Genomic DNA, 17,590 nt, shown 5'->3' with positions numbered 1-17,590 from the left:
GACTTCCCCACCTGTTTCCAGTGACTGAGAGCATTGCCATGAGTGAGCCGATCCGCCTGACCCAGTACAGCCACGGAGCCGGGTGTGGCTGCAAGATTTCGCCCAAGGTGCTGGATGTCATCCTGGCCGGCAGCGGGGCGCAGAACCTCGACCCAAACCTGTGGGTCGGCAATGCCTCGCGTGACGATGCGGCGGTGTATGCCCTGGACGACGAGCGCGGTGTGGTCTCGACCACCGACTTTTTCATGCCCATCGTCGATGACCCGTTCGACTTCGGCCGTATCGCCGCCACCAACGCCATCAGTGACATCTATGCGATGGGCGGCGATCCGTTGATGGCCATCGCCATTCTCGGCTGGCCGGTCAATGTGCTGCCGCCGGAAGTGGCCCGTGAAGTGATCCGGGGCGGCCGGGCAGTGTGCGATGCCGCCGGCATTCCGCTGGCGGGCGGGCATTCGATCGATGCACCCGAGCCGATCTTCGGCCTGGCGGTCACCGGCGTGGTGCAGAAAAAGCACATGAAGCGCAACGACACCGCCCGCGCCGGTTGCACGCTGTACCTGACCAAGCCGCTGGGCATCGGCATCCTCACCACCGCCGAGAAAAAGGCCCGGCTGCGCGAGCAGGATATCGGCCTGGCCCGCGACTGGATGTGCACCCTCAACAAGCCCGGCAGCCGCTTTGGCAAGCTGGCGGGCGTGGCGGCCATGACCGACGTCACCGGTTTCGGCCTGCTGGGCCACCTGGTGGAAATGGCCGACGGCGCCGGGCTGACCGCACGCCTGGACTACGCCGCCGTGCCGCGCCTGCCGGGCGTCGAGCACTACATGGCCGAAGGCTGCGTGCCGGGCGGTACCCAGCGTAATTTCGACAGCTACGGCGCCAAGATCGCCAGCCTGACCGACGCCCAGCGTGACCTGTTGTGCGACCCACAGACCAGCGGTGGCCTGCTGGTCGCTGTCGAGCCGGGCGGCGAAGCCGAGTTTCTGGCCGTGGCCGCCGAGCTGGGGCTGCAACTGAGCCCCATCGGCACCCTGCTGGAGCGACAGACCCACGCCGTCGAGGTGTTCTGATGGCCGACAATACCCGCGACTACCGCCACCTGTTTCTCAACGACGTGCCGATGATGGATGCCCGGGCGCCGGTGGAGTTCAGCAAGGGGGCGTTTCCCGGCGTGCTCAACCTGCCGTTGATGAACGACATCGAGCGGCAGAAGGTCGGTACCTGCTACAAGCAGCACGGCCAGCAGGCGGCCATCGAGCTGGGCCACAAGCTGGTCTGCGGCCAGGTCAAGGCCGAGCGCATGGCCGCCTGGCAGGCCTTCGCCCAGGCCAACCCGCACGGCTACCTGTATTGCTTTCGTGGCGGGCTGCGCTCGCAGACCGTGCAGCGCTGGCTCAAGGAAGCAGGTGTCGATTACCCGCTGGTGACCGGCGGCTACAAGGCCATGCGCACCTTCCTGCTCGACACCCTGCACGCGGCCGTGACCGAATGCGATTTCGTGGTGCTCGGCGGCATGACCGGCACCGGCAAGACCGAAGTGCTGACGCAACTGCCCAACGCGCTGGACCTGGAAGGCCTGGCCAACCATCGCGGCTCCAGCTTCGGCAAGCGCGCCACCGGCCAGCCGGCGCAGATCGACTTCGAAAACCGCCTGGCCATCGACCTGCTCAAAAAGCGCGCCGCCGGCCTCGAGCAGTTTGTGCTGGAAGACGAAAGCCGCCTGGTGGGCAGCTGCAACGTGCCGCTGGAACTGCACCAGGGCATGCAGCACTGCCCGATGGTGTGGCTGGAAGACAGTTTCAGCGGCCGCGTCGAGCGCATCCTGCGCGATTACGTGACCGACCTGTGCGCCGAATTCATGGCATTGCATGGCGACGAAACCGGCTTCGAGCGCTTCGCCGAGCGCTTGCTGCAAAGCCTCGACAACATCCACAAGCGCCTGGGCGGCGAACGTCATCAGCGCCTTTCGGGGCTGATGCAGGCGGCCCTCGACGAACAACGCCGCAGCGGCGAGGTGGACCTGCACCGGGGCTGGATCGAAGGCTTGCTGGGTGAGTACTACGACCCGATGTACGCCTACCAGCGCGAAAACAAGGCGGCACGGATCGAGTTTGCCGGCACCCAGGACGAGGTGCTGGCGTACCTGACACAGCGCGGTCGCCCCGCCACCCCCCCGTAGGAGCGCGCTTGCCCGCGACCGAGTGCGCTAGCGCTCGCAAAATCTCGGAAACGCCACAAATTCACGACTGTAAATCTACGAAACGCCACAAATTTACGACTGCTAACGCAGCCGGTCGCGGGCAAGCGCGCTCCTACAGCCGAAGCCGAAGCCGAAGCCGAAGCCGAAGCCTGTGATCTAGGCCAACACCGCCACCAACGCCCGTACATACCCCGGCAAGGCGGCAAAATCCGCCGCGCACAGCAACAGGGTACGTTCGGCCCATGGCTCGTTGAGCCGGCACACGGCAAAACCGGGCGGCCCTTGCCAGCGCGCCACCGCCGCCTGCGGCACGATGCCCAGGCCCGCGCCACGGGCAACCATGCGCAGCACGCCGTCGAACCCCTCGGCCCGTACCCGGATGCGCAGGCGCTTGCCGGCATGCAGCGCCTGTTCTTCCAGGTAGATGCCCAGCGCGCTGTTGGCCGCCAGGGCCACGAAATCATGGTCCAGCGTCTGGCTGAAACGAAGGCTGGTGTGCAGGCTCAGTGGATGATCCAGCGGCATGACCAGGCTCAGCGGGTCGTCACGAAAGGGCAGGGTCTGCAGGTCGCTGGCGTCCACTGCGTCGCTGACGATGCCGAGGTCGGCGGTGCCGTGGCGCAGGGCATGCAGGATGCGCAGGCTGGGCTGCTCCTGCAGGTCGATGTCGATGTGCGGGTGGCTGACCAGAAAGTCGGCGAGCAATTCGGGCAGGTGTTCGCTCAGGGTCGAGGTGTTGCACAGCAGGCGGATCTGGCCCTTGAAACCCTGGGCGTAGTCGGCCAGGTCCTCTTGCAGGTGCTCGACCTGTTGCAGGATCAGCCGCGCATGCCGGGCCAGCGCCTGGCCGGCCGGTGTGGGCGTGACGCCCCGGCGTCCACGCGCCAACAACGGGCTGAGCAACGACGCCTCCATGCCCTTGATGCGCGCACTGGCCGCGGCCAGCGATAAATGACTGCGCGCCGCCCCGGCGGTGATATTGCCGGTTTCCAGGACATTGAGAAAAAGCCGCAGGTCGGTAAGGTCAAAATGCATGGTGCAAGCGCCGTGTAGGAGCGACCCACGGTCGCGAAGACAATCAACCGGCCATCAGCCTCTGCCCAGGCCGAAGGCTGCCTGAGTATATGCCAGATGTTCAACCCGTCCGGCCTGCGCCATGCTGCACGCCATGAACACACTTATCGACTTCTATCAGCACCTGGGCTGGGCCCTGACCGCCCTGGTCATCGGCACCTTCATGCTGGCCGGCACGGTCAAGGGCGTGATTGGCCTGGGCCTGCCCACCGTGGCCATGGGGTTGCTGGGCCTGGCGATGGCGCCGGCGCAGGCAGCGGCCTTGCTGATCATCCCGTCCACCGTGACCAATGTCTGGCAACTGGCCAATGGCGGGCAACTGCGCGGCTTGCTCACCCGGTTATGGCCCATGTTGCTGATGATCGCGGTCGGCACCGGGCTGGGTTCGTGGTGGCTGGGCATCAATGGCGGACCGTCGATGACTCGCGCCCTGGGGGCGGCGTTGTTGTTGTATGCCCTGAGCGGGCTGGCGCTGCCGACGTTCAGCGTTCCGGCTTCGGCCGAGCGCTGGTTGGGACCGCTGTGTGGCCTGCTGACCGGCATTATCGCCTCAGCCACCGGGGTGTTCGTGATCCCGGCGGTGCCGTACTTGCAGGCGCTGGGCCTGAGCCGCGACCAACTGGTGCAGGCGCTGGGGCTGTCATTTACCGTCTCGACCCTGGCGCTGGCGGCGGGACTGGCCGGCACCGGCGCCCTGGGCGGCGATGAGCTGGGCGCGTCCTGGCTGGCGCTGGCCCCGGCCCTGCTGGGCATGTGGCTGGGTCAATGGCTGCGCCAGCGCATCAGCGCCGTGCTGTTCAAGCGCGTGTTCTTTATCGGGATGGCCGGGCTGGGCCTGCATTTGCTGATGCAGGGCTGAGCATGTCGATGCGGCGGATCTCAAAGTCGCGGGTCAGGAAGGCATCGCGTTGTTCGGCAAAGGCCGCCATGTGCGGCTGTGCCGAATGCACATCCAGATGCGCCTGGCTTTCCCACACCTCAAAGAAGATAAACAGGCTCGGGTCTTGCCGGTCGCGCAGCATGTGGTACTCGATGCAGCCTGGCTCCAGACGGCTGATAGCCACGTAGCCACTGAACAGCGCTTCGAATGCGGCGGACTTTTCCGGGCGGGTGTAGGCGTGAAGAATGAAGCTGACGCGCTCGCTCATGGCAGGCTCCTGGGCTGAAAGTGACCATAGTCTAAGTCAACAATCAGCTTTCGATTCGTGATTCCCGGGCAAATCTGATTTGCCCGCCGGCCTCTTTGTCCTGTCGGACGGGCTGGGTATTCTGCCGTCCATTCATTCAGCGAGCCCCTCGACGGGGCGCACCGGCAGAGACTTCCCATGAAAAAAATCCTGTTCCTCAACGGCGGCAAACAATTCGCCCACTCCGACGGCCGTTACAACGCCACCCTGCACCAGGCTGGCCTGGCCTTTATGGACCGCGCCGGTTTTGATGTGAAGGAAACCTTCATCGACGGCGGTTACGACGTGGCCGAAGAGGTGCAGAAGTTTCTCTGGGCCGATGTCATCGTCTGGCAGATGCCCGGTTGGTGGATGGGCGCCCCGTGGACCGTGAAAAAGTACATCGATGAAGTCTTCACCGAAGGCCACGGCAGCCTGTACGCCAACGATGGCCGTACCCGCTCCGATGCCTCGCAGAAATACGGTAGCGGCGGCCTGTTGCACGGCAAGCAGTACATGCTCTCGCTGACCTGGAACGCCCCGCAGCAAGCCTTCGACGACCCGAGCGACTTCTTCGAAGCCAAGGGCGTGGACGCGGTGTATTTTCCGTTTCACAAGGCCAACCAGTTCCTGGGCATGCAAGCGCTGCCGACTTTTCTGGCGGTGGATGTGATGAAACGCCCGGACATTGCAGGCGATGTGCAGCGCTATGAGGTGCACCTGGACAAGGTATTCAACGGCAAATGACGCCGTAGGAGCGCGCTTGCCGGAATGCCGGACCACCGCGACCGAGTGCGAAGCGCTCGCAAAATCTCGGAAACGCCACAAATTCATGACGGTGAACGCATACAGAATTCTGTGAAACGCCACAAATTTACGACTGCTACGCAGCCGGTCGCGGGCAAGCGCGCTCCTACCCGCGTCGAATTTAATATTCAATAAAGTCAGTTGGTTATTTTTTTGAGGGAGCGGCCGGGCGGCGCTACACAAGAATCCGGTTACCATCCGCGCGTGTCCCAAGCCCTGAGCCCGTCATGAAAACCCGATCCGATCAATTGCAGGTGTTTGTCACGGTGATCGAGTGCGGGTCAATTTCCGCCGCCGCCGAACAGTTGGGCCTGACGCCTTCGGCGGTCAGTCGCACCCTGACCCGGCTGGAGGCCCGGTTGCAGACCACGCTGCTCAACCGCACCACCCGGCGCATGGACCTGACCGAGGAAGGGCGTTCCTTTCTTGAGCGTGCCCGCGACATCCTGGAGCGCATGCATGACCTTGAAGAGCACCTGACCCAGTCCCGGCAAACCCCCGCCGGGCGCTTGCGGGTCAATGCCGCCTCGCCGTTCATGCTGCATTCGGTGGTGCCGCATATCGGTGAGTTTCGTCGGCTGTACCCGGACATTCAGCTGGAGCTGACCAGCAACGACTGGTTCATCGACCTGCTGGAGCACAGCACCGACATCGCCATCCGTATCGGCGAGCTGAGTGATTCGACCTTGCATGCACGTTCGCTGGGGTGCAGCGCGCTGAACATCGTCGCCAGCCCGGACTATCTACAGCGCTGCGGCACACCAGCCTCTGTCGAGGACCTGGCCGGGCATACCTTGCTGGGCTTTACCCAGGTCGAGACGCTCAACCAATGGCCCTTGCGCCATGCCGGGGGCGATCGCCTGCCGATCCGGCCGACCATCGCGGCGTCCAGCGGCGACACCTTGCGGCACCTGGCGCTGGCGGGGGAGGGGATTGCCTGCCTGTCGCACTTCATGACCCACGAAGACCTGCGCGAAGGCCGGCTGGTGACCGTGCTGGAGGCGGCCAACAGCGGCTATCGCCAGCCGATTCATGCGGTGTACTACCGCAATTCCAAGCTGGCGCTGCGCATCGAGTGCTTTCTGGATTTCATGCAGGACAAACTGGCCGAGTACGCCTGCAGATCACCCGATCAATGATGCTCGCGGGTGGCGCGGAATTTCACGTCCGGCCAGCGTTCTTCCATCAGCGCCAGGTTGACCCGGGTCGGGGCCAGGTAGGTCAGGTGACCACCGCCGTCCAGGGCCAGGTTTTCCACAGCCTTGATTTCAAACTCCTCGAGCTTCTTCTTGTCGGCGCAGTCGATCCAGCGTGCCGACCAGACGGTGATCGGCTCGTAGGCGCACTCGACCTTGTATTCCTCTTTCAGGCGGCTGGCGACCACATCGAACTGCAGTACACCGACGGCGCCCAGAATGATGTCGTTGCTGCGCTGCGGGAAGAACACCTGAGTGGCACCTTCTTCGGCCAGCTGCTGCAGGCCCTGGCGCAACTGCTTGGACTTGAGCGGGTCTTTCAGGCGCACGCGGCGGAACAGTTCCGGGGCGAAGTGCGGGATGCCGGTAAAGCCCAGGGCCTCGCCTTCGGTGAAGGTGTCGCCGATCTGGATGGTGCCGTGGTTGTGCAGGCCGATGATGTCGCCGGCGTAGGCTTCCTCGAGCATTTCACGCTCAGACGAGAAGAAGGTCAGGGCGTCGCCGATGCGTACGTCCTTGCCCAGGCGCACATGGCGCATCTTCATGCCTTTTTCGTAGCGGCCCGAGCAGATGCGCATGAACGCAATGCGGTCGCGGTGCTTGGGGTCCATGTTCGCCTGGATCTTGAACACGAAGCCGCTGAATTTCTCCTCGACCGGCTCCACGCTGCGCTCGCGTGCTTCACGCACCAGCGGGCGCGGGGCCCAGTCGACCACGGCGTCGAGCACATGGTCGACGCCGAAATTGCCAAGGGCCGTGCCGAAGAACACCGGCGTCAGCTGGCCGTTGATGAATTCGTCCTGGTTGAATTCGTGGCAGGCGCCCTGCACAAGCTCCAGTTGATCGACGAAACGGTCGTACTCGTCGCCCAGGTGGTCGCGGGCTTCGTCGGAGTCCAGCTTCTGGATGATCTTGGTCTCGGTGCGTTCATGACCGTGGCCCGGGGTGTAGACGATGATGTAGTCGCCGGCCAGGTGGTACACGCCCTTGAAGTCGCGGTAGCAGCCGATCGGCCAGGTAACCGGCGCGGCCTTGATCTTCAGGACCGCTTCGATTTCATCGAGCAGTTCGATCGGGTCGCGGATGTCACGGTCGAGCTTGTTGATGAAGCTGACGATCGGCGTGTCACGCAGCCGGCAGACGTCCATCAGCGCAATGGTGCGTGGCTCGACGCCTTTACCGCCGTCGAGCACCATCAGCGCCGAGTCCACCGCTGTCAGGGTGCGATAGGTGTCTTCGGAGAAGTCTTCGTGGCCCGGGGTGTCGAGCAGGTTGATCATGTGCTCGCGATACGGGAACTGCATGACCGAGGTGGTAATGGAAATGCCGCGCTGCTTTTCCATTTCCATCCAGTCGGAGGTGGCATGGCGATCGGATTTGCGCGATTTGACCGTACCGGCCACCGAGATCGCCTTGCCCATCAGCAGCAGCTTTTCGGTAATGGTGGTTTTACCGGCGTCGGGGTGGGAAATGATGGCGAAAGTGCGACGTTTCGCGACTTCGGCGGCCTGTTGCGTCATGGGGAATCGCCTGAAAAGGGAGTCAAAAAAGGGCGCAGATTATAGCGCAACTCGGGCCAATAACCGAACCGCTCAGTCGATCCGGGGTGGCCAAATGCTGCCTCGCATGGGAACCTTTGCGATTCCGGAGACGTCCATTCCCTTGTAACAGGCCATGTCAGGACTGTTTCAAGTGGCTGATTCGACTGCAAATCGGCTTGACGAAGCTGTGCTCATGGCATGTGTTTTCGCCCAGGTTCACGCCTGGATGGCGATCCACCTGCTGCTCTTCGCAAACCCTTCGGCTACGACCTGCAAAAGGCCGTGACAGGAGAGGCTTGCCGACTGAAAAAAGGAGTCCGCCCGTGGCAAATCGCTATGGCAAAGGGCTGATGGGAGGCGCGATTATCGTCGTACTCCTGGCCCTGCTGGTCCACTGGATCGGCATTGATACGTTCGTGAAGTACAAGGATGACCTGCTGTTCTACCTGCAAGCGCACTTGGTGCTGGTGCTGGTCTCGATGCTGGCGGCGCTGGTGGTCGGTATCCCTGCCGGCATTGCCCTGAGCCGACCGTCCATGGTTGGCCGCGCCGAACGCTTCATGCAGATCTTCAATATCGGTAACACCGTTCCACCCCTCGCGGTTCTGGCCATTGCCCTCGGGATTCTCGGGATCGGCAGCGGGCCGGCCATCTTCGCGCTGTTCCTGGCCTCGCTGTTGCCCATCGTGCGCAACACCTACGAAGGCCTGAAAAACGTTCCCGCCTCGCTCAAGGAAGCTGCCACCGGCATCGGCATGACCCCGCGTCAGGTGCTGTTCAAGGTCGAGCTGCCCAATGCCGTGCCGATTATCGTCGGTGGTGTGCGCATCTCGCTGGCGCTCAACGTCGGTACTGCACCGCTGTCGTTCCTGATCGGCGCCAACAGCCTGGGCAGCCTGATCTTCCCCGGCATCGGCCTGAACAACCAGCCGCAACTGCTGCTGGGCGCAGCCTGCACCGCCTTGCTGGCGCTGCTGCTCGATGGCCTGGTCACGCTGTTCAGCCGCCTGTGGCTCGAACGCGGGCTGACCCGTTGAGACCTGCCCCGTTCAGATAAGGAACCCTCATGAAAAAGCTTTGTTTATTACTGGGCCTTGGCTTGCTGTTCTCGGCATTCATCCAGGCCGCTGAAAAACCGGTGCTGCGCATCGGCGCCCGGGTGTTTACCGAGCAGACCCTGCTCGCCGAGCTGACCGCGCAGTACCTGCGCACCAAGGACTTCGAGGTGCAGATCACCGGCGGGCTGGGCAGCAACCTGGCGCGCAGTGCCCAGGAAAGCGGCCAACTGGACCTGCTGTGGGAGTACACCGGGGTGTCGCTGGTGGCCTACAACCATGTCGACGAACGCCTCGACAGTGCCCAGACCTACGCCCGGGTCAAGGAACTGGACGCCAAAAAGGGCCTGGTCTGGCTGACGCCTTCGCGCTTCAGCAACACCTATGCGCTGGGGCTGCCGGAAAAGACCGCCAAGGCCTATCCGCAACTCAACAGCGTCAGCGACCTGACCCAAGTGATGAAGGCTGAGGCCGACAAAGGCCACATCGTCGCGCTGGACACCGAGTTCGCCAACCGCTCCGACGGCCTCAAAGGCCTGGTCGAGCACTACGGCATGAACCTGGGCCGCGAGAACATCCGCCAGATGGACGCCGGGCTGGTCTACACCGCCATGCGCAACGGCCAGGTGTTCGCGGGCCTGGTGTACACCACCGACGGGCGCCTGGACGCCTTCAAGCTCAAGGTGCTGGAGGACGATAAGCATTACTTCCCGGACTACACCGCCGCCCCGGTGATCCGCCAGGCGTACCTGGATCAGCACCCGGAAATGGCCGACCTGCTCAAGCCGCTGGCCGAGCTGCTGGACAACGCCACCATGCGCGCCCTGAACGCCAAGGTCGATGTCGACCACCAGAGCCCGTCCACTGTGGCTGCAGAGTTCCTGCGCCAGCACCCACTCAAGTAAAGGAGGCACCATCATGGGATTTTTCGACGCCTTCTCGCACATGGACTGGGCCCAGGTCGCGCACCTGACCTGGCAGCACATCACCCTGGTAGGGGTCGCCGTGACCCTGGCCATTCTGGTCGGTGTGCCGCTGGGCATTCTGATGACCCGTTTTCCAGCCGTGGCCGGGCCGTTGCAGGCCAGCGCCACGGTGCTGCTGACCGTGCCATCGATTGCGCTGTTCGGCCTGCTGCTGCCGTTCTATTCGACGTTCGGCCAGGGCCTTGGCCCGTTGCCGGCCATCACCGCCGTGTTCCTGTATTCGCTGCTGCCGATCATGCGCAACACCTACCTGGCCCTGACCGGGGTCGAACCCGGCATCCGTGAAGCGGCCAAGGGCATCGGCATGACCTTCGGCCAGCGCCTGCGCATGGTCGAGCTGCCGATTGCCGTGCCGGTGATCCTGGCCGGCGTGCGCACCGCGGTGGTGATGAACATCGGCGTCATGACCATTGCCGCCACCATCGGCGCGGGCGGTCTTGGCGTCCTCATTCTGGCTTCAATCAGCCGCAGCGACATGTCGATGCTGATCGTGGGCGCGGTGCTGGTCAGCATCCTGGCCATCATCGCCGACCTGCTCCTGCAACTGCTGCAACGCACGCTGACCCCTAAAGGACTCTTGAAATGATCGAACTCCAAAACCTCACCAAGACTTTCCAGAGCAACGGCAAGGAAGTGAAGGCTGTCGATTCGGTCAGCCTGACCGTCAACGAAGGCGAGATCTGCGTCTTCCTCGGCCCTTCGGGCTGCGGCAAGAGCACCACGCTGAAAATGATCAACCGCCTGATCGCGCCGACCTCCGGCAAGGTACTGATCAACGGCGAAGACACCACCGGCCTGGACGAAGTGACCCTGCGTCGCAACATCGGCTATGTGATCCAGCAGATCGGCCTGTTCCCCAACATGACCATCGAGGAAAACATTGTGGTGGTGCCCAGGCTGCTGGGCTGGGACGCGCAGAAGTGCCACGACCGGGCCCGCGAGCTGATGAACATGATCAAGCTCGAACCCAAGCAATACCTGCATCGCTACCCGCGCGAGCTGTCCGGCGGCCAGCAGCAGCGTATCGGTGTGATCCGTGCCTTGGCGGCCGACGCGCCTCTGCTGCTGATGGACGAGCCGTTCGGCGCGGTCGACCCGATCAACCGCGAGATGATCCAGAATGAGTTCTTCGAGATGCAGCGGGCGCTGAACAAGACCGTGATCATGGTCAGCCACGACATCGACGAAGCCCTCAAGCTGGGCGACAAGATCGCCATCTTCCGCGCCGGCAAGCTGGTGCAGATCGACCACCCCGACACCCTGCTGGCGCACCCGGCGGACGATTTCGTCTCCAACTTCGTCGGCCAGGACAGCACCCTCAAGCGCCTGCTGCTGGTCAAGGCCGAAGACGCCGCCGACAACGCGCCCTCGGTCAGCCCGGAAACCCCGGTGGCCGATGCCCTGGAAGTCATGGACGAAAACGACCGCCGCTACGTGGTGGTCACCGACGGCGAGAACAAGGCCATGGGCTTTGTGCGCCGGCGCGACCTGCACCGCCAGGCCGGCACCTGCATGCAGTTCCTGCAACCGTTCAATGCCACTGCGGCCTATGACGAGAACCTGCGCATCCTGCTGTCGCGCATGTACGAGTTCAACCGCGCCTGGCTGCCGGTACTGGATGCCGAGAACGTGTTCCTCGGTGAAGTGACCCAGGAGTCGATTGCGGCCTACCTGAGCTCGGGCCGCTCGCGCGGGGCCAAGACCAGTATCGTGTCGCCGGCGGAGCTGGCGGCTGAAGCAGCGGTATAAGGCTGAATGACAAGGGTCCGGCGCTGCAAGGGCGCCGGGCCTTTCATGCGTGAGGATCGCTGATCCGAGGGTGACTTTAACTTTAGGACACTTCTAAAAATTACCTGCGTTGTCATTGCTGCGTTAGAAACAGGCTCGGAATGCCTCGCCTACGTTTTTAGAGGCACCTTTGAAGCGGCCCTGAACCGTATCGAATCAGGGTTCGGGAATATTGACTTCGTGAACGTAGAGTTCTAGCGCGACGGGGGTTGGTTTGTTTAGGCCGATAGCACCGGGCGTCCCGCAAGAGGCTCTGGCGTGCCATTGATTGACAACGCGTACTTTTTCGACAAAGCCCACATACTCACGCGTTGGCGCTTTTAACCATACCTGCCCGTATGAAGTGCCAGGCTTCAGGCTGGTCGCGTCTAACAACGTTTTTACGTTTCCGTTTTCCTGATAAAGCCGCCAGCCTGAGATATGCCTGTTGGCGATTCCCGGTTGTATATAAAGATCAACGCTTGTGACCGGCATATTCGGCAAGCCGACCTTGAGATGGCGGGTAACCAACAGGTTTTTCAGCACGTTGTAATCCTGTTTGTAGGAATGACGCGCCTTGATTTCGTAATGCACGTCGCCGTCATCCCATCGACGGCACAGAAAATAGAGTTTGAGTGGTTCGAGCGGTTGAGTGGTCAGGTTCAGGTGATCGTCCTCTTCGGTACGCGCATAAGAACAGGGGTTCGTGTTGCCTGGCACGACCTCCTCTGTTTCCAGCGTCAGCTTTGAAAAGTCGAAGGTAAACACACGGCCCTCGTCCGTATACTTCAGCGAGGCGGTGAATGAGCGTTCGGGCAGATAGGTGGACATGTTCATCTCCTTACGATGTCCTGGAATGTACGGAGCATTCTGTGGTTTCACGTCAGGGAGGGGGTACTGACAGAATTGTCAGCACTGAGAACGTTTTCGGCATTTTTTCGGCCTGATCAGGTCGCCTTGATTTCATCAAGGCAGGCGCTGTGGGGAACATCACCCTGTCATGTAGGTCCGTTACACAGTGGGTGCAGTGAAAACCGAGAGTGCCGTGTGCGAAAACGCGACATTTTTAGTTGATCTCAAGCCCCTCAGGTCCTAAAGTTCGCGCCGAACGTCCATGCTGGAAACGATCCATCCGGCTCAAGTACTGACGACGAGACAGCAAGGCCCAGGGGCGCCGCCCCCGTGGCCTTTTTGCTTTCGGCGACATGCCTTGGGAAGTAGGCGAACCAAAGTGGGGATACGGAGGACGTTCATTGCACCCATTTATTCATTTGTTTGCCCCTGGAGTCCCCTGAGCATGTCCATCAAGGTCGAAGACTATTTCGCAGCCGACACCTTCAAGAAAATGAAGTCGTTCGCTGACAAGCAGGAAACCCCGTTCGTGGTCATCGATACCCAGATGATCAGCCAGGCCTATGACGACCTGCGCGCCGGTTTCGATTTCGCCAAGGTCTACTACGCGGTCAAGGCCAACCCGGCAGTCGAAATCATCGAGTTGCTGCGCGACAAGGGTTCGAGCTTCGACATCGCTTCTATCTATGAGCTGGACAAGGTTCTGGGTTGTGGCGTGGGTCCGGAGCGCATGAGCTACGGCAACACCATCAAGAAATCCAAGGACATCCGCTACTTCTACGAGAAGGGCGTGCGCCTGTACGCCACCGACTCCGAAGCCGACCTGCGCAACATCGCCAAGGCCGCACCGGGCTCGAAAGTCTATGTGCGCATCCTCACCGAAGGCTCGACCACGGCCGACTGGCCTTTGTCGCGCAAGTTCGGCTGCCAGACCGACATGGCCATGGACCTTTTGATCCTGGCGCGTGACCTGGGCCTGGTGCCGTACGGCATCTCGTTCCACGTTGGTTCCCAGCAGCGCGACATCAGCGTCTGGGACGCCGCGATTGCCAAGGTCAAGGTGATCTTCGAGCGTCTTAAAGAAGAAGACGGCATCGTGCTCAAGCTGATCAACATGGGCGGTGGCTTCCCGGCCAACTACATCACCCGCACCAACAGCCTGGAAACCTACGCTGAAGAGATCATCCGCTTCCTCAAGGAAGACTTCGGCGACGACCTGCCGGAAATCATCCTGGAGCCAGGCCGTTCGCTGATCGCCAACGCCGGTATCCTGGTCAGCGAAGTGGTGCTGGTAGCCCGCAAGTCGCGCACCGCCGTCGAGCGCTGGGTGTACACCGACGTGGGCAAGTTCTCCGGCCTGATCGAAACCATGGACGAGTCCATCAAGTTCCCGATCTGGACCGAGAAGAAAGGCGAGATGGAAGAAGTGGTCATCGCCGGCCCGACCTGCGACAGCGCCGACATCATGTACGAACAGTACAAGTACGGCCTGCCACTGAACCTGGCCATCGGTGACCGCCTGTACTGGCTGTCGACCGGTGCCTACACCACCAGCTACAGCGCCGTAGAGTTCAATGGCTTCCCGCCGCTGAAGGCCTTCTACTTGTAAATCGTTTGCAGCGGTAAATAAAACCCATGAGCGATCATGGGTTTTTTTATGCCTGTCAGTTGACCGCCCCTACAGTGTTTAAAAGCGGCTTATTGGATCCTTTGCCTGGGAAAGTTATAGGTTGCTTTCGTCGTGGTTGAAAGGTGGCGTATTCCTACAACACGGGTCAGCGCACGTTGCTGTTTATTCTGTTCTTCATTTGCTAGTTTCCAAATGCCTTGCAAGGAAGAGGTGTCTGGTTGTTTCGACCAGTTTTTATAATAAGGAAATTGAAAATGGCAAAGGAAACATTGCAGCAACTCAATGAGGATTCAAAACCCGGCCTGGATGAATTGAGCCGCGTCGCCAATGACGTGTTCAGTGCCGCGTCGGGCACTGCTGAAGGCACAGGCCGCGACCCCGGTCTGTTGATCACCACCGAAGATGTCCGGAAAATCCGCCGTTATGTCGACACCGGGCTGGCGTTGCCCACCGATCCGCAGCAGATCAAACACCTGCTGGGCAATTACGAAAGCGATATCGTCGGTCTCAAGTCCGAGGACATTGTGCGCCTGTACCTGAGCATTCGTGCCCATGCCGGCAGTTGGTCGGTACTTGAGAACGACATGCGTGCGGTCGGCAGTGACCTGCATGTGTTTTCCGGCAACCTGATCGGCACGGTGCAGGAGACCGTCGACTACATCAAGAGCCTGGACGCCTGGCGTACCCTGGACCTGGAGGGCCTGACACCCGAGCAGGTCGAGCAAATGCCGCCTGCCAGCCTGGAAGAAGGTGACCGCAAGAAAATGCCCGGGCTGCTGGCACTGGTTGATGAGCTCAGGTTGCACATCAAGGCACACAGCGCCAGTACCTTGCGGGTCAGGGACGGTGTGGCGGTCTTCAAGGGTACGTTGCGCGAGGGCATCGCGCCTGAAGTCGCCTTGAAGATCAGACTGACCGACGCGGCGCAGTCCAGTGGCGACATTGCCGGTCTCAAGGACGAGATCAACACGCTCAACGAGCGTATCGAGCAAAAGATTCGCGAGTATGTGCAGTACAGCAAGTACAAGTGGGTCGGGTGGTGGTGGGGGCCGATTGGCGGGGCGATCAGCCTGTCGATCTATGGCCCGAAAGCGGCGGCGGTGCTGAAGGAAAAGAACGCGCTGGTCGAGCAAAAGAACGCACTGCAGAACCAGCTCAGGCAGCTCGACACGTTTATTGCCGACATGCACACGCTGGAGACCAGCTTGCAGGATCTCAAGATCAGGATCGATGGCGCCATCAGCAGCACAGGTGAACTGGAAAGCCTTTGGGTCTTATTGAAAGACCTGGTGGATTCGTCGGCCCGGCACTTGGAAACTTTGGATAACGTCCGGCTGCTGGTGATCTTCGTTTCGCGTTTCAAGAACATGATTTCCCATTGGCAGGATATACAGAAACATGCCCTGGACTTGCTCACGGCCTTTAATAAGGCCTTAAGCGAAAGTCGACGCTAACACCCCGGCCCACTAATAATCATTAAGGATGATGAGATGACCGTTCATAGACTGGAAACCCCTCTTCAATTACCCGCGGTCGACATGACCACCCTCAATACAGCACGCGCACAACTCAGGCACCTGGCCGAAGCGCTCACCGATATCTATCTGCCGGTCAAGCATGAAGCCCTGAAGGGCCTGCTCACCGAACTGGGCAACACCGACAAGGCTGCGCTGGATAGCCTGGCTCTGGTGCCCGGGCTACTGGATAACGACGGCTTGCAGGACCTGCTGAGTGCCTTGGCGCGACTCAAGGGCGACCCGCCTGACGAACAGACCCTCAAGGCCATCGACGAGATCAGCGCAGAAATCGAGTCGCAAGTGCAGGCAGCCCGTAGCGGCCTGGACAGCCGGGCGCGAGACCTTGACGATGCGCTGGTCAACCTGGCGCATGTGAACGTCGGTGATGTCGATCACCTGATCCCCCCGATCGAGGCAGAACTTGCCCGCCTCGATGCGGTGATCGCTGCCCAGGAAGGTCCCCTGGCCAAACTGCTCGAACAGGAAGGCATGCTCAACACGCTGATAGCCGATATCGAGGCCATCAGCCTCTGGGACAAGTTCAAGACCCTGGCCGACTCGCTGAAGGCGCTGATCGACATCGACCCCAGGAATCCGCTGATCGGTTCTATCAAGGCCGGCATCGAAGGCCTGGGCAACATGCTCAACCTGGCCAGTGAGTCGCTCAAGTACGAGCACCTGGTTCGACAGCGCGAGCGTATCCAGGCGCAACTCGACGACCTGCAAGGCAATGCCCGGCAATTACGCCTGCAACGCCAGGCCGAAAGCCGCAAGCTGGAACAACTCAAGCAACTCAAGCTGATCGAGGCCCCGCAGCAGAGCTATGCCCAGGAAATCGGCAAGCTGCTGGAGGCACTCAAGCGCTTCCAGGCCTTGCACCCGGCGCTGGCGCTGGAGCACATTGAGGCACAGGCTTCTGCCTTCATCGCCAATGGCCGGGTGCTGAGCGATTACCTCAACGAGCTGCGCCGTGCCTGGCGCAGCTAAGCCACAGGCTCTGGCCGCTGCCTGACAAGGACGTCGCGCAGCGCCATGCGGTCCGATTCATCCCCCAGATCGGCCGCACGCTGATGATAGGCTCCGGCCAGGGCACGCAATGCCGGGTGAGTCGCCTTGAGCAGGGACTGGCGACTGACCCTCAGGAAGTTCAGGTTGCCGCCCGCCAGGGCGGTTTCCAGCCAGGTCACGGCCTGTTCGATATCACCTTGTTCGGCCAGCACCGTGGCATGGCTGAACTGCCCGCGAAAATCCCCGGCTTCGGCCGAGCGTCGATACCAGGCATGGGCGGCTGTCTTGTCGCTTATACCCGCCAGACCTTCTTCCAGATAACGCCCCAGCAGGTTCATCGATTTGGCATGGCCTTGGCGGGCCGCCTGGGCGTAGCAGGCCATGGCCCGACGATGATCCTGTACCACCCCGCGCCCGGTGGCCAGCAGGTTGGCCAGGTTATACAGCCCCCAGTCAAAACCCTGTTCGGCCGCCTGTCGATAGTGCCCGGCGGCCTGCACGGTGTCGGGCGTACAGCCCCAGCCATGCTCGTGGCAACGGCCGAGCATGTTGCGCGCCATCAGATGCCCCTGCTGTGCGGCAATGCCAAACCAGGTCACGGCCAGTGCCGGGTCACGGGCGATACCGCGGCCATCGAGCAGGATCTGCCCCAGCAAGGCCTGGGCCTCGACCAGGCCGGTGCCGGCTGCGGCCAGGATCGCCTGGGCAGCGCGGGCCGGGTTTTCTTCCAGCATGGCGCGCAGGCCATCGCCGTCGAGCTGTTCCTGGCGCGGCAGGTTCCAGGTCAT

At 61.8% G+C, this 17,590-nt stretch carries 17 protein-coding genes; 12 read left to right on the top strand and 5 right to left on the bottom strand.

Annotated features, from left to right (window positions below; all coding sequences use genetic code 11):
- The first annotated feature begins 38 nt into the window (after nucleotides 1–38).
- Entirely contained in the window at nucleotides 39–1,073 is a 1,035-nt protein-coding gene (gene selD / locus ASF84_RS05335; RefSeq protein WP_056836013.1) for a selenide, water dikinase SelD, read from the top strand.
- On the top strand, nucleotides 1,073–2,182 hold the full coding sequence (mnmH, locus tag ASF84_RS05330) for a tRNA 2-selenouridine(34) synthase MnmH (RefSeq protein ID WP_056836012.1): 1,110 nt from the start codon (nucleotides 1,073–1,075) through the stop codon (nucleotides 2,180–2,182). Before selD ends, mnmH begins: the two co-directional genes overlap by 1 nt.
- A 177-nt stretch (nucleotides 2,183–2,359) precedes the next feature.
- Here mnmH and ASF84_RS05325 read toward each other — a convergent pair whose 3' ends face one another.
- Nucleotides 2,360–3,238 carry a LysR substrate-binding domain-containing protein gene (locus tag ASF84_RS05325; RefSeq protein WP_056836011.1) on the bottom strand — a complete coding sequence of 293 codons (879 nt, stop codon included), beginning with the start codon at nucleotides 3,236–3,238 and terminating at the stop codon, nucleotides 2,360–2,362.
- 133 nt (nucleotides 3,239–3,371) lie between these two features.
- Here ASF84_RS05325 and ASF84_RS05320 point away from each other — a divergent pair, with 133 nt between their 5' ends.
- Nucleotides 3,372–4,136, top strand: coding sequence for a sulfite exporter TauE/SafE family protein (locus tag ASF84_RS05320; protein ID WP_056836010.1), 765 nt, complete (start codon nucleotides 3,372–3,374; stop codon nucleotides 4,134–4,136).
- Here the strand turns inward: ASF84_RS05320 and ASF84_RS05315 are convergent.
- Nucleotides 4,090–4,425, bottom strand: a complete 336-nt coding sequence (locus tag ASF84_RS05315) for a putative quinol monooxygenase (protein ID WP_056836009.1) — start codon at nucleotides 4,423–4,425, stop codon at nucleotides 4,090–4,092. The genes ASF84_RS05320 and ASF84_RS05315 overlap by 47 nt on opposite strands.
- Nucleotides 4,426–4,602: 177 nt before the next feature.
- On the opposite strand from ASF84_RS05315, the gene ASF84_RS05310 reads away from it, so the two are divergent.
- Nucleotides 4,603–5,190, top strand: coding sequence for an NAD(P)H-dependent oxidoreductase (locus ASF84_RS05310; RefSeq protein ID WP_056836007.1), 588 nt, complete (start codon nucleotides 4,603–4,605; stop codon nucleotides 5,188–5,190).
- A gap of 287 nt (nucleotides 5,191–5,477) precedes the next feature.
- Complete coding sequence (locus tag ASF84_RS05305) at nucleotides 5,478–6,389, top strand: LysR family transcriptional regulator (protein WP_056836005.1); 912 nt, start codon at nucleotides 5,478–5,480, stop codon at nucleotides 6,387–6,389.
- Here ASF84_RS05305 and ASF84_RS05300 read toward each other — a convergent pair.
- Nucleotides 6,383–7,966, bottom strand: coding sequence for a peptide chain release factor 3 (locus ASF84_RS05300; protein WP_056836003.1), 1,584 nt, complete (start codon nucleotides 7,964–7,966; stop codon nucleotides 6,383–6,385). The two genes, ASF84_RS05305 and ASF84_RS05300, sit on opposite strands and share 7 nt — an antisense overlap.
- A gap of 371 nt (nucleotides 7,967–8,337) precedes the next feature.
- Here ASF84_RS05300 and ASF84_RS05295 point away from each other — a divergent pair, with 371 nt between their 5' ends.
- From ASF84_RS05295 to ASF84_RS05280, 4 genes are read left to right on the top strand one after another with little or no spacing between them, the layout of a single operon-like run.
- Entirely contained in the window at nucleotides 8,338–9,024 is a 687-nt protein-coding gene (locus tag ASF84_RS05295; protein WP_177339451.1) for an ABC transporter permease, read from the top strand.
- Nucleotides 9,025–9,053: 29 nt separating this feature from the next.
- Nucleotides 9,054–9,947 carry a glycine betaine ABC transporter substrate-binding protein gene (locus ASF84_RS05290; RefSeq protein WP_056835999.1) on the top strand — a complete coding sequence of 298 codons (894 nt, stop codon included), beginning with the start codon at nucleotides 9,054–9,056 and terminating at the stop codon, nucleotides 9,945–9,947.
- Nucleotides 9,948–9,960: 13 nt separating this feature from the next.
- On the top strand, nucleotides 9,961–10,614 hold the full coding sequence (locus tag ASF84_RS05285; RefSeq protein ID WP_056835997.1) for an ABC transporter permease: 654 nt from the start codon (nucleotides 9,961–9,963) through the stop codon (nucleotides 10,612–10,614).
- The gene (locus ASF84_RS05280; protein ID WP_056835995.1) at nucleotides 10,611–11,777 is read left to right on the top strand and encodes an osmoprotectant ABC transporter ATP-binding protein OsmV; all 1,167 of its coding nucleotides are present in this window, start codon (nucleotides 10,611–10,613) and stop codon (nucleotides 11,775–11,777) included. Before ASF84_RS05285 ends, ASF84_RS05280 begins: the two co-directional genes overlap by 4 nt.
- 195 nt (nucleotides 11,778–11,972) lie before the next feature.
- Here the strand turns inward: ASF84_RS05280 and ASF84_RS05275 are convergent, their stop codons facing one another.
- Nucleotides 11,973–12,626 (bottom strand): hypothetical protein, encoded by a 654-nt coding sequence (locus tag ASF84_RS05275; protein WP_056835993.1) that lies wholly within the window; start codon nucleotides 12,624–12,626, stop codon nucleotides 11,973–11,975.
- Nucleotides 12,627–13,092: 466 nt separating this feature from the next.
- On the opposite strand from ASF84_RS05275, the gene ASF84_RS05270 reads away from it, so the two are divergent.
- The 3 genes from ASF84_RS05270 to ASF84_RS05260 all read left to right on the top strand — a co-directional run bounded on the left by ASF84_RS05270 (nucleotide 13,093) and on the right by ASF84_RS05260 (nucleotide 16,781).
- Nucleotides 13,093–14,256, top strand: a complete 1,164-nt coding sequence (locus ASF84_RS05270; protein ID WP_056835992.1) for a type III PLP-dependent enzyme — start codon at nucleotides 13,093–13,095, stop codon at nucleotides 14,254–14,256.
- Between the two features lie 275 nt (nucleotides 14,257–14,531).
- Nucleotides 14,532–15,731, top strand: a complete 1,200-nt coding sequence (locus ASF84_RS05265; RefSeq protein ID WP_056835989.1) for an alpha-xenorhabdolysin family binary toxin subunit A — start codon at nucleotides 14,532–14,534, stop codon at nucleotides 15,729–15,731.
- Between the two features lie 36 nt (nucleotides 15,732–15,767).
- Complete coding sequence (locus ASF84_RS05260) at nucleotides 15,768–16,781, top strand: alpha-xenorhabdolysin family binary toxin subunit B (RefSeq protein ID WP_156684156.1); 1,014 nt, start codon at nucleotides 15,768–15,770, stop codon at nucleotides 16,779–16,781.
- Here ASF84_RS05260 and ASF84_RS05255 read toward each other — a convergent pair.
- Nucleotides 16,778–17,590 (bottom strand): tetratricopeptide repeat protein, encoded by an 813-nt coding sequence (locus tag ASF84_RS05255; protein ID WP_056835985.1) that lies wholly within the window; start codon nucleotides 17,588–17,590, stop codon nucleotides 16,778–16,780. The two genes, ASF84_RS05260 and ASF84_RS05255, sit on opposite strands and share 4 nt — an antisense overlap.

The sequence above is a fragment of the Pseudomonas sp. Leaf127 genome, assembly GCF_001423155.1.
Lineage (GTDB): Bacteria > Pseudomonadota > Gammaproteobacteria > Pseudomonadales > Pseudomonadaceae > Aquipseudomonas > Aquipseudomonas ovata.
This window is presented reverse-complemented; position numbering and strand designations above follow the sequence as displayed.

Excerpts from the sequence above, each read along its gene's own strand:
- selD (WP_056836013.1), top strand. The coding sequence starts at position 39 with ATGAGTGAGCCGATCCGCCTGACCCAGTACAGCCACGGAGCCGGGTGT.
- mnmH (WP_056836012.1), top strand. The coding sequence starts at position 1,073 with ATGGCCGACAATACCCGCGACTACCGCCACCTGTTTCTCAACGACGTG.
- ASF84_RS05325 (WP_056836011.1), bottom strand. The coding sequence starts at position 3,238 with ATGCATTTTGACCTTACCGACCTGCGGCTTTTTCTCAATGTCCTGGAA.
- ASF84_RS05320 (WP_056836010.1), top strand. The coding sequence starts at position 3,372 with ATGAACACACTTATCGACTTCTATCAGCACCTGGGCTGGGCCCTGACC.
- ASF84_RS05315 (WP_056836009.1), bottom strand. The coding sequence starts at position 4,425 with ATGAGCGAGCGCGTCAGCTTCATTCTTCACGCCTACACCCGCCCGGAA.
- ASF84_RS05310 (WP_056836007.1), top strand. The coding sequence starts at position 4,603 with ATGAAAAAAATCCTGTTCCTCAACGGCGGCAAACAATTCGCCCACTCC.
- ASF84_RS05305 (WP_056836005.1), top strand. The coding sequence starts at position 5,478 with ATGAAAACCCGATCCGATCAATTGCAGGTGTTTGTCACGGTGATCGAG.
- ASF84_RS05300 (WP_056836003.1), bottom strand. The coding sequence starts at position 7,966 with ATGACGCAACAGGCCGCCGAAGTCGCGAAACGTCGCACTTTCGCCATC.
- ASF84_RS05295 (WP_177339451.1), top strand. The coding sequence starts at position 8,338 with ATGGGAGGCGCGATTATCGTCGTACTCCTGGCCCTGCTGGTCCACTGG.
- ASF84_RS05290 (WP_056835999.1), top strand. The coding sequence starts at position 9,054 with ATGAAAAAGCTTTGTTTATTACTGGGCCTTGGCTTGCTGTTCTCGGCA.
- ASF84_RS05285 (WP_056835997.1), top strand. The coding sequence starts at position 9,961 with ATGGGATTTTTCGACGCCTTCTCGCACATGGACTGGGCCCAGGTCGCG.
- ASF84_RS05280 (WP_056835995.1), top strand. The coding sequence starts at position 10,611 with ATGATCGAACTCCAAAACCTCACCAAGACTTTCCAGAGCAACGGCAAG.
- ASF84_RS05275 (WP_056835993.1), bottom strand. The coding sequence starts at position 12,626 with ATGTCCACCTATCTGCCCGAACGCTCATTCACCGCCTCGCTGAAGTAT.
- ASF84_RS05270 (WP_056835992.1), top strand. The coding sequence starts at position 13,093 with ATGTCCATCAAGGTCGAAGACTATTTCGCAGCCGACACCTTCAAGAAA.
- ASF84_RS05265 (WP_056835989.1), top strand. The coding sequence starts at position 14,532 with ATGGCAAAGGAAACATTGCAGCAACTCAATGAGGATTCAAAACCCGGC.
- ASF84_RS05260 (WP_156684156.1), top strand. The coding sequence starts at position 15,768 with ATGACCGTTCATAGACTGGAAACCCCTCTTCAATTACCCGCGGTCGAC.
- ASF84_RS05255 (WP_056835985.1), bottom strand. The coding sequence starts at position 17,590 with ATGACCTGGAACCTGCCGCGCCAGGAACAGCTCGACGGCGATGGCCTG.